Source organism: Pseudomonas typographi (genome assembly GCF_014694385.1).
Classification (GTDB): Bacteria; Pseudomonadota; Gammaproteobacteria; order Pseudomonadales; family Pseudomonadaceae; genus Aquipseudomonas; species Aquipseudomonas typographi.
Genome location: NZ_JAAOCA010000069.1, coordinates 1 through 9,576 on the forward strand (window position 1 = coordinate 1; position 9,576 = coordinate 9,576).

Genomic DNA, 9,576 nt, shown 5'->3' on the forward strand with positions numbered 1-9,576 from the left:
ACAGGTCGTTGTCCATCCGGGTGAACCCCCTGGACTTGTCAATTGGGAAGATGTTTGTCATTATTCACTCCAGAACGTTGTGCAAGCTGCTGTAGAGAAACCACCCTGGCCGGTGGTTTTTTTTCGCGTGCGATTTGGTGGTTGATGTTGCAATTGGGCGTCCGGCGCATCCGTGGTAGCTTTTTGCTTCCACACGAAAAGGCCCAGGAGGCCGGACATGGAAAATCTGTCACCGTTCGAAAAAGGCGTTTTGATGTCTCTGATATCGCTGGCGGCCACGATCAGAGGAACGCCAGGCTTTGATGGCGAGGCGCTGACCAAGGCTGCGCAATACTTCACAGAGAATCCGGCCGCTGGCTGCGAGTCAGGAGCCTCGAAAGAAGCTTACGAATGGCCACTAAACGTGCTGAAAACTGACCTGGCTTCGCTTCAGGCGATGCTGAACGCGAACAAGACACGCAACTGAGCTTGAGCTCGCCGCCGCTGGTAAGCGCCCACAGCGGTTTACCCGCTCCGGTTTTGGTAGCTGAGGATATACAGCTGGAAAGATGCTCGAGCTTTTGGCGGGCGTCACCCTCGACCGGATAGGCATTGGGCTTTTTCATTTCAGGCCACCTTTACCGAAGCTTCCATTGCATCAAGCTCGCGCCGGACGTGGTGAATCTCCCGGCAAATCGCCGCCCTCTCGATCTGGTTGACGTGGTTGTCCTCCAGCGCTTCGTGAACGGATACCGTCAGCTCGGCAGCCTCCTTGCCGAAATTCGCCATGGAGGCCGAGAGTTCCCTTGCCGCGGGGCTGTTCCTAGATATGAGCGCGTAGCCGAACTCGGCCAGCAGCGATGCCAGAACGATCTGGCGTGACTCTTCGCTGAGGTGTGTGAGAACCATTCCGAACATCTGGATGTTCATCTTGTGGCTGGCCCGGTTGGGGTTCGCGCAGTCGAGCAACGTGGTTTCGTTCACGCCCATACGCTTGGCCAGAGCGGTGCCGCCACCGGCCTTCACTTCGCGATGCAGGGTTCTCTCAAAATCTTCCATTGCGAATTCCTCAATCTGTTTCGCGTAGCGCGGTGCCACCACTTCAGCGAACATTTGCCTATCAACTGATCACGGACGCATCCATGACCGACCAATCCGAACTGCTGGGCGAGATAGCCGCCCTTCATTGCTTCGTGGCTGCCTTGGCAACCACCCTCCCCTTGTCGTCTCGGCTGCGGCTTTGGCCAGCTTTCGAGGTTCGTGCTGATCTGGTTCGGGATCAGTTGGGGCGTGATGCGTTACGCGGTTTCGAGCACGCGACCGTGGCCCTCTGCGTGAGGCAAAGGGATTAGGCGGCGGTCTTGCGCTTCGCGCGCTTGCTGCCCGCTTTGAATTCGTCGTGCATATCGTCGATCGCCTTCCCTGCGATGTAGCTCGGGTTGGTGATCTGGCCCGAACGGATTCGAAAAATGGTCGAGATGTCGCATCTGGCGCGCTCGGCGACGGCCTTGTAGGTCAGGCCAGAGCCGAGCAGGTCATCCAGTTTTTGAGGGAGATCGGTAGTGGCCATGGCCTGCTCCTTTGAGGATATGCACATTCTGTTGCACCAGTGCATATCTGTCAATGCACTGACCTATTGAGGTATGCACGCGGCGTGGACACCATTGCACTCATGCATAAAACCATCGATAAAGTTCTAGCGGCATTGATGCAGGAGAAAGGTATTTCTCAGGCCGATCTCGCCCGCAAAACGGACGTGAAGCAGTACACGATATCCCGCATCCTAAAGCCCTCCGGCACCAAGGGGATCAAGGAGCCAACGGATAAGCAGGTGCGACCTCTCGCCGATTTCTTCGGTATCAGCACTGACCAGTTGAGGGGTTACGCCCCTCTGCCCGGTGATGCTCCGGCACCGCCTGGAAAAAGCCGTGCTTCGATGGCCGAGATCGTGAACAAGATGATTTCCGGCAAAACGCTGTCGGACGAGCAACGGAAGAAGTTGGCCGCTGCAGCGGCGGGAGAAGGCACAGACCACAACTCAGGTAACGTCATCACCGTTGACTTTTCCCGCCCCGGCCAGGTCGGCGATGAGGTGTGGATTGCTCACTACGACGTGCGCGCGGCCATGGGCGCCGGCCAGATACCACACGACTATCCCGAAATGCTCCAGGACGTGCGCGTAAGCCCCAGGCATCTGCGAGAAATGGGCATCGTCTTCAAAGAGCATTACCACCTGAAGGTGATCACCGGATGGGGGCAGTCAATGACGCCAACGATCAAGGACCGTGACCCTCTGCTGATCGACGTAACGATCCGGGAGTTCACAGGCGATGGCATCTACCTGCTTTCGCACGATGAAATGCTTTACGTGAAGCGCTTGCAGAAAAAGGGCAAGAGCCACTTCAGGATGATTTCGGACAACAAGCACCATGAGCCCGAGGATATCCGGGTGGATGACACACACATCCTGGCGCGGGTGCTCTATGTCTGGAATGGGAACGCGGTGTGATGCCATGCCCCTCTCCAAACCCACCCAAGCCCTGCGCCGCGAACTCCAGGGCACCGCCTCCGACCTGAAATGGTCGGCAGTCGAGCTGATGCGGATAGCGGAGCGGCTGAGCCTGGCGGGGAATGAAACCGATGCACAGGCGGTGCTCAGGATCTGCCAGGTGATGCAGGATGTGGAGGGTCGGCTGGAGGCGTATGCGGATGAGGTTCGGGATGGGCACGCTAACCAAAACCAGTTGTATATGTAAAATTCAGGGCTGTAAATTCGAGCAGGACGAAAATCAATATCAATACCCTGCCCTCATGGAATTGCTTAAACAGCTAACAAGGAATATTTATGGCATCTGCGTTTAAGGCGAATGATTTTTCTGGAAATACTAAAATTACCGATGCCGGAATTCGAAATAATTTTAGTAAGTCTCTAGAACCCTGGAGCCCACTAGTCGAACTAATATGGAATGGGTTTGATGCGAACGCAAAAAATATTTCGATCATCACAAGGGAGACAGGCCTCAACGCAATGGAATCCATTACCATTTTAGATGACGGTGATGGCATCGACTTTACCCGCCCAGATGATAACTTCCTTAGATTCCGCGACTCCCTAAAGAAGAAATCCCACAATGTACATGGAGAAAAGGGCATAGGACGACTGGCCTTCCACAAGATATGCAACAAGGCAATTTGGTACACAAAATTTAAAAATGATAATGCTAGGATAGAAATCAATAGCAGTTCACTGAGCAGTGTTACTGGGACAACCATCCCCGTAAATCAGCAAAATGCACTTTTGGTAAATAGCAGCTCTGGCACATGTGTCGAGCTTCTAGAATTTATAGGTTTCTTTCCAACTCAGGCCACGCTAAGTACTCAGCTTTCACTTGAGTTCGGTTGGTACCTCGCGCTAAACCCGAGCAAAACTCTTACTTTCAATGGTGAAATTTTAGCGCCACCAGAGCATTCTTGCAGTGATACGTTATTCACAATCGACAGCAATGCGTTTCGGCTAAAGCTCTTACACTGGAAGGAGAAACCCGCATCGGAGCGGTCTTATACATACTATACAACCAGCTCCGAAAACGTTATTTATCACGCACCGAGCAGCCTAAACAAAAAACCAAACTACCATACGACACTATCAATCTCCTCACCTTGGTTCGACGCATTTAGTGAAGATGAAAACGGCCAATCTTTAGACATGCGAAGTATGCAGCACTCTAAGGTGTGGAAAGCCTTGCAGAAAGCCGTTGGCGGATTCGCCCAAGAGCATTATAAGGCTTACTTGGTGGGACAGGCTGATGAGCAAATTCAGAAGCTGGTGGATGATGGTGATTTCCCAGATTACAGCCAACTAGTAAACAGTTACTCAGAATGGCGACTCGGAAACCTGAAGGGCATTCTTAGAATCATAATAATATCAGAGCCCCGATTATTCAAGGACAGTAATAAGCGGCAGAGAAAAATCATAATAAGATTATTGGACAAAATCTCTGTATCCAATGAAAATGACGCCATATTCGATGTACTTGAAGGCATACTCGATCTAGACGAGGCGTCCATGCTTATATTTTCCGATCAAATTAAGACTGCAAAGTTAAACAACATAATTCAGACTATAGAAAAACTTCAAAAGCGCGAAGCTGCAATCTCTCGCATATCCGAAATAATGCTTAACCACTATAACGACACCCTTGAAACGCCAGACCTTCAGGGGGTTATAGAATCCAACACTTGGCTTTTCGGGAATCAGTACGAAACAATAGGTGCTGAAGAAACCACCTTTACTGTGATCGCCGAAAACCTTCGGAATTCAATAGCGGGCATAACTGAAATACTCGATGACGACATCGACGATGGAGCTAATTTATCAGGCGCGAACCGACAGGTAGATCTCTTTCTAGTCAGGGGCAACATGCAGTATGACTCGCACAACAATCAGCCATACTTCAGATGTGTAATTGTAGAAATAAAGCGGCCTAGTATTGCCCTTAATAAAAAGCATCTTCGCCAGATCGATGACTATGCCGGAATTCTAGCAAAGCATCCTCGATTCAATGGTATTCAAACAAGGTATGAAATCATACTACTAGGCCGAAAGATATCCCCGAACGACTATGACATTTCCGAAAGACTTGAACAGCTTGCAGGGCGAAATGATCCCGGCCTGGTCGGTGGCGGCCCTATCAAAAAGTACGTAAAGACATGGCAAACTATAATCGAAGAGTTTCGAATTGCGAACGACTACCTTCTCTCGAAGCTACAAACTCAGCGTGACACACTTGAAAGCTCGAAAGACGATCTTTTAAAGCATCTGCACACGCCCACCCACTAATTATTAAGCCCGGCCCAGCGCCGGGATTTTCCTCGCTACCCCGCAAGCGACCCGCCCCGGCGGGTTTTCTTTTGCCTGTGGTCCTGGCCCGCGAGTGATCCCTGGTCAGGTTGGCTGATGGTAGCTTTGCCCTTCGCATCTGGCCATCCGAACACATTCGTCTATCCTGAATTTGGGCGCTCCCCCCCAGCTCGCCTGGGCGCCCAGCCCGTCAATGGTATCCCCTCCCTTGACGGGTTTTTTCATTGCTGCGCCTCCCAGGCCGGCGCCACGGCGGGTTTCTTCTGCCTATGCCGAAGGCTGCGGCGCATCATGGATCATAGTCCTCGGCTTCAACCCTGTTCCTCCCCTTTTGCTTGGCCAGATACAGGGCCTTGTCGGCGCGTTCAAGCAGTAGCGATGGGCCTTCCATTTCGACTTCAGGGTATATGGTCGCAAGGCCTATGCTGCACGTGACAGGTACGGGTGTCCCGCGGTAGTTAACCCGGATATCGTTGATCGACGCTCTCAGCCTCTCGGCCACACACAATCCACCATCGCTCGGTGTGGATGGAAGCAGAATCAGAAATTCCTCACCGCCGAACCTCGCGGCGAAATCCTCCCCACGGCTCGCGCCGGCCTGAAGGGTATGGGCAATGGCGATCAGACATTCGTCACCAAAAGGGTGCCCGTATGTGTCGTTGATCTGTTTGAAGTGATCGATATCGATCAGCATTGCCGTCAGTGGCCAGCGTGAACGAACCGCCCTAGCCCACTCATCTTCCAGCCTGCGCTGGCCACTCAGTCGATTGTGAATCCCCGTCAGACCATCGGTAAGACTTTGCTTCTCGAACAGCGCCGATTGAGTTTGCAGTTGCGCTCGCAGGCGCAAGCCATCCCAATAATCGACGTGAGCATGCTTTGAGGCTATGACCAGGTAAAGCATGTTCACAAGCACGAGCGCTGAGAATGTGAGATTTGCACTGCTGCCCTTTCCCGCCAACGCGGCCATAAACGGCAGCAGCATGACCGCCGGCAGGCCATACCGCAGCATAGGGTCAATGGCAAGAATAAGGGTGGCCCCGGTGCACAGCACCGCATTCACAACAATAAGTGGATATAGGGCCGGAGCGAGCTCAGGGAGGTACAGCGACGCAGCCACGACAAACCCGAAAAACGTAGATGCCGCAAGGATCAATACCAACAGCAAGCCGCGTGCCCACGGCTCACTGACGGCCAGCAGTCGCTCGAAGTAGATATGCAGCCCGATCCTCAGAATTAGCATCATTGCCAAAACCGCACCTAGGTAATTGGCTGTGACTGGCGCGGCCGTAGCTAATCCACTGAAGTACGTGATCGCTATCCAGCAGGGAAGATAAACGAATGCCCCTGGATAGGCGCGGCGTTCCAAATCCACCAGCGCAGAGTTTTTGAGGCTATGGATATCAGACGGGAAATCCAAAGCCCTTCGAACCGCAGCGCCAATCGCTTTGAGAGCACTCGCCATACGTCTGCCTCGTTCCTTGGGCGATGGGAGTTTGAGCATAGCGCTACGAAGTCACGGCGAATAGCGGGGCGAATGAACGGATGCCAGCTTCCCTTGCGCATTAATAATGCTCTGTACAGAACCCGCGGTGATTTACCTGTTGCCCGCTTGCGCGATAGATTCAGTCACATAACGTCCAGGTTCCCCCCCCCACATGTTAGGAACCGCTATGGACATCGAAGATTTGCTTTTGAAAATCATGCCAGATATGGAGAAGAGGTTACCGGGCTATGGTCTGGCTTTTGAGTACCATGCTGATCGCACCGCTACCTTTTGGCTTAAGCACCCAGCCGGCAGGGTCATCCGGACCCATGTCCACAGCCCGGGCGTAATCGCCTTGAATGGTGCCGACAAAGCTGCAGGCTTTTTCCAAGAATGGATGGCAATCAGACAATGGCCCCCCATCGCTGTGCATCAGGACAGCTAGACGACTTAGCCCGCCAAGCGCGGGCTTTTTTGTGGATCCGTGATGCTAGAATGGTGGCTCATTCACAGGGAGGTAACAGCATGCGGGGTTTCGGTATTCTGGTATTGATTGTGGGCATTGTCGTGGTGATCGTTGCCCTGGGCATGGACGTATCGGTTAGCAGCGGTATGGGTCGGGTGAACAACCTGGGCCTAATGGCTGACCGGCAAAACTACACTATGTTGGGTGGCCTGATAGCAATCGCTGGGCTTCTCATGCTGATATTTGGCCGGCGTAAGTCGGTAAAAAACGAAGATATAGCCGCTATCTGGGAAGCAAAGGACACGAGGCCCTGCCCGTTTTGCGCTGAGCCCATCAGGCGCGCGGCAATAAAATGCAAGCACTGTGGCTCTGACGTAGAACCCGAGCAGCCAGCTCGCTTATCCCATGGATGGACTGTGCGCATACCAAGCAAGCCAGGCGGCGAGTTTGAGCGAGCGGAAGGATTGGTCCGCGAAGCGGGGTACCCCCTCTTGCCCGCCGACGGGGCAGTTTTGATCGTTGGCTTTTTTGAGGACCGAGACGAGGCCAAAAGCGTGCAGAAGGAACTCGCCTTCAAGTACGCGCTGCATGGAGATATTTACTATCCCCAGCCAGGTAGTTAGAACGGCTCATGAGCCCGCACCGCAGGCTCTTCGCGTCCGAAACGTTTTTCTGCGCGTGCCGGATTTGTATCGGCGCTGATATCATCCCGCCAAACAATCGAATGGAATCACCCCATGCGCGCTTTGGCTGCAACTACCCTCCTTTGCTTATCACTCATCGGCTGCGCCTCGGTCCCCATGGCCGATAAGCAGGCCGATGCTGAGGCGAAGAAATTCGCTACCGCCCAGGACATGTCCCGCATTTACATCTATCGCAATGAGTACTTCGGCGCGGCGATCAAGATGCCGGTGGTGCTCGACGGCAATATCCTGGGCAAAACGGTAGCTCATAGCTACCTCTACACGGAGGTGGTGCCCGGCCCACACGTCATCGCCGCCGATGGCGAGAACACCGAAATGCTAAAGCTCACGACCAAAGCTGGCGAAAACGTCTTCATCCACCAACAGGTTCAGATGGGCTTTGTATCCGGTCGGAGCGGTATGAAGGTGGTGGATGCCGCTGAGGGGAAGGCTGGCGTACTCGAATGCGAAATGATTGAGCCACAGTACTGACCGAGGAAGGCTTCTCCCCTTACCTCTTTGCCAGACACCGAGCCCGCCGCGAGCGGGCTTTTTTCATGCGAATGGTTAGCAGTTGATTCGCTCCACGACGCCCTCCCTTGCCAGATCTGGTTGCTCTGACGTATCGACCACCGGCTCATAGTCCGAAGCCTCCCAGGCAACTGTGACCGTTCCGTCGTCGTTGTGGATGAGCGACAGCTCGTCCAGCTCCGCCAGCCCCTCCAGCATCGCCTCCCACACGTCATCAGGATCATCGATCAACTGGTGGATCACCGCCATTCGCCTGAGCTGCGACATGGGGTGATTGATCATGCTCGCCACCCGAATGCTGAGCCTTTCCGCAGGGCTCATGGCTGGTGCTGGCTGGGGCTTCTTGGCCATTGATGCGCTCCTTTTCAAAAATACTGTATATGTAAACAGTATCCGATTGTGAAATCCCTCGGCAAGGGATCCGTGCCCAAAAAATATATGCACTCGTGCATTGACACTATAATTGCACTGGTGCATATTTCACCCATCGCCCCGGCCCACACCGCCGAGGCAGGGCCGAGAGGCCTGCCGCTCTTTAGACAATCTGGAAACCTCGCGGATCGATCCCGGCAACGGCACAGCGCGAGTAACAAATTTCGATCCCCATGCAGGCTCTGGAACCTGCCGGACCAGCCATATCGCTGGGACGCCAAACCATGCAAGCCAGCCGGGAAGAACACCGAACACGAAATGTGTGACCCGGCCAAAGATATGAATCGGGCGATGCGCGTGGTGGAGATAGCCGAGAGGCAGCCCAGCCCACCGTGGCGTGTAACGGAGGCAACAAGATTTCCTCGATGCCCTTGGAGACAGGGGTATCAGGGAAATCAACCGCCCTGGAGGGCAGTACGAATGCTCAACATCAATGAAGACGCTTTGAAAACCGCAATCGTGGCCCAGGTCGCAGATCAGCTTCTTAGCGAGGATGAAGACCTTTCTGGAATCGTCTCGAAGGAGGTGAAAAAGCGCATCGACAAGATTTTTGACGAGCGTGTCACCGCGCAGATCCAGTCAGCGATCGACGAGACCATCAGCGGTTCGTTCGAACGCGAGTATCGCCGTGTGAATCAGTGGGGCGATCAGGAGGGGCCTTCAACCACGCTGCGCAAGGAGCTGGAAAAGACGGTCACTGCCTACTGGAACGGCAAGGTAAATCCCAGCGATGGAAAACCGGCCACCAGCGATTACAACGCAGTTACCCGAGCGCAATGGTTGATGACCAAGATTTGCGCCGAGGACTTCACCAAGCAGATGCAGACAAGCGTCAACGCGGTGACTGGTGCTCTCAAGGATGGTTTGCGCAACCAGTTGGCGCAACAGATGGACGCCATGCTGAATAACCTGTTCCACATCAAGAGCCTTCAGGACCAAGGCAAGGTTGAAAAGCCGTACTGAACCACCACCCTGCGCATTCCCTGACCGCTTCACTGAAGCGCCTTCGACGAGGGCGCTTTGGGAAGATAACGGAGGAATATCAATGGCTAGCGACGGCGTAAATGGACCTGTGCAAGTAGAGATCCAGGTGCACATCACGAACGGCAGGCAAAACGGCGTGGCGAACATCAGCATG

General features: G+C 53.8%; 12 protein-coding genes. 8 read left to right on the forward strand and 4 right to left on the reverse strand.

Features of this window, described 5'->3' with window-relative positions:
* The first annotated feature begins 217 nt into the window (after positions 1 to 217).
* On the forward strand, positions 218 to 466 hold the full coding sequence (locus HAQ05_RS27195; RefSeq protein ID WP_190427305.1) for a hypothetical protein: 249 nt from the start codon (positions 218 to 220) through the stop codon (positions 464 to 466).
* Between the two features lie 140 nt (positions 467 to 606).
* On the opposite strand, the gene HAQ05_RS27200 is transcribed toward HAQ05_RS27195, so the two are convergent.
* Complete coding sequence (locus HAQ05_RS27200; protein WP_238935300.1) at positions 607 to 1,092, reverse strand: phage regulatory CII family protein; 486 nt, start codon at positions 1,090 to 1,092, stop codon at positions 607 to 609.
* 29 nt (positions 1,093 to 1,121) lie between these two features.
* On the opposite strand from HAQ05_RS27200, the gene HAQ05_RS27205 reads away from it, so the two are divergent.
* Positions 1,122 to 1,331, forward strand: a complete 210-nt coding sequence (locus tag HAQ05_RS27205; RefSeq protein WP_190427306.1) for a hypothetical protein — start codon at positions 1,122 to 1,124, stop codon at positions 1,329 to 1,331.
* On the opposite strand, the gene HAQ05_RS27210 is transcribed toward HAQ05_RS27205, so the two are convergent.
* The gene (locus HAQ05_RS27210; RefSeq protein ID WP_190427307.1) at positions 1,328 to 1,549 is read right to left on the reverse strand and encodes a helix-turn-helix domain-containing protein; all 222 of its coding nucleotides are present in this window, start codon (positions 1,547 to 1,549) and stop codon (positions 1,328 to 1,330) included. The two genes, HAQ05_RS27205 and HAQ05_RS27210, sit on opposite strands and share 4 nt — an antisense overlap.
* A 102-nt stretch (positions 1,550 to 1,651) precedes the next feature.
* On the opposite strand from HAQ05_RS27210, the gene HAQ05_RS27215 reads away from it, so the two are divergent.
* From HAQ05_RS27215 to HAQ05_RS27225, 3 genes are all read left to right on the forward strand, one after another.
* On the forward strand, positions 1,652 to 2,488 hold the full coding sequence (locus tag HAQ05_RS27215) for a LexA family transcriptional regulator (protein WP_190427328.1): 837 nt from the start codon (positions 1,652 to 1,654) through the stop codon (positions 2,486 to 2,488).
* A gap of 4 nt (positions 2,489 to 2,492) precedes the next feature.
* A complete protein-coding gene (locus tag HAQ05_RS27220) occupies positions 2,493 to 2,735 on the forward strand; it encodes a hypothetical protein (RefSeq protein ID WP_190427308.1) in 243 nt (80 codons plus the stop codon).
* Positions 2,736 to 2,824: 89 nt separating this feature from the next.
* Positions 2,825 to 4,819 (forward strand): ATP-binding protein, encoded by a 1,995-nt coding sequence (locus tag HAQ05_RS27225; protein WP_190427309.1) that lies wholly within the window; start codon positions 2,825 to 2,827, stop codon positions 4,817 to 4,819.
* Between the two features lie 310 nt (positions 4,820 to 5,129).
* Here the strand turns inward: HAQ05_RS27225 and HAQ05_RS27230 are convergent, their stop codons facing one another.
* Positions 5,130 to 6,305 carry a GGDEF domain-containing protein gene (locus tag HAQ05_RS27230; protein WP_190427310.1) on the reverse strand — a complete coding sequence of 392 codons (1,176 nt, stop codon included), beginning with the start codon at positions 6,303 to 6,305 and terminating at the stop codon, positions 5,130 to 5,132.
* A 208-nt stretch (positions 6,306 to 6,513) separates the two neighbouring features.
* Here HAQ05_RS27230 and HAQ05_RS27235 point away from each other — a divergent pair, with 208 nt between their 5' ends.
* Together HAQ05_RS27235 and HAQ05_RS27240 are read left to right on the forward strand one after the other, a co-directional pair.
* On the forward strand, positions 6,514 to 6,771 hold the full coding sequence (locus HAQ05_RS27235; RefSeq protein ID WP_190427314.1) for a hypothetical protein: 258 nt from the start codon (positions 6,514 to 6,516) through the stop codon (positions 6,769 to 6,771).
* 758 nt (positions 6,772 to 7,529) lie between these two features.
* A complete protein-coding gene (locus HAQ05_RS27240) occupies positions 7,530 to 7,967 on the forward strand; it encodes a DUF2846 domain-containing protein (RefSeq protein ID WP_190427318.1) in 438 nt (145 codons plus the stop codon).
* 75 nt (positions 7,968 to 8,042) lie between these two features.
* On the opposite strand, the gene HAQ05_RS27245 is transcribed toward HAQ05_RS27240, so the two are convergent.
* On the reverse strand, positions 8,043 to 8,357 hold the full coding sequence (locus HAQ05_RS27245; RefSeq protein WP_190427321.1) for a DUF1654 domain-containing protein: 315 nt from the start codon (positions 8,355 to 8,357) through the stop codon (positions 8,043 to 8,045).
* Positions 8,358 to 8,858: 501 nt separating this feature from the next.
* Here HAQ05_RS27245 and HAQ05_RS27250 point away from each other — a divergent pair.
* Positions 8,859 to 9,401, forward strand: a complete 543-nt coding sequence (locus HAQ05_RS27250) for a hypothetical protein (RefSeq protein WP_190427324.1) — start codon at positions 8,859 to 8,861, stop codon at positions 9,399 to 9,401.
* Positions 9,402 to 9,576: the final 175 nt, after the last annotated feature.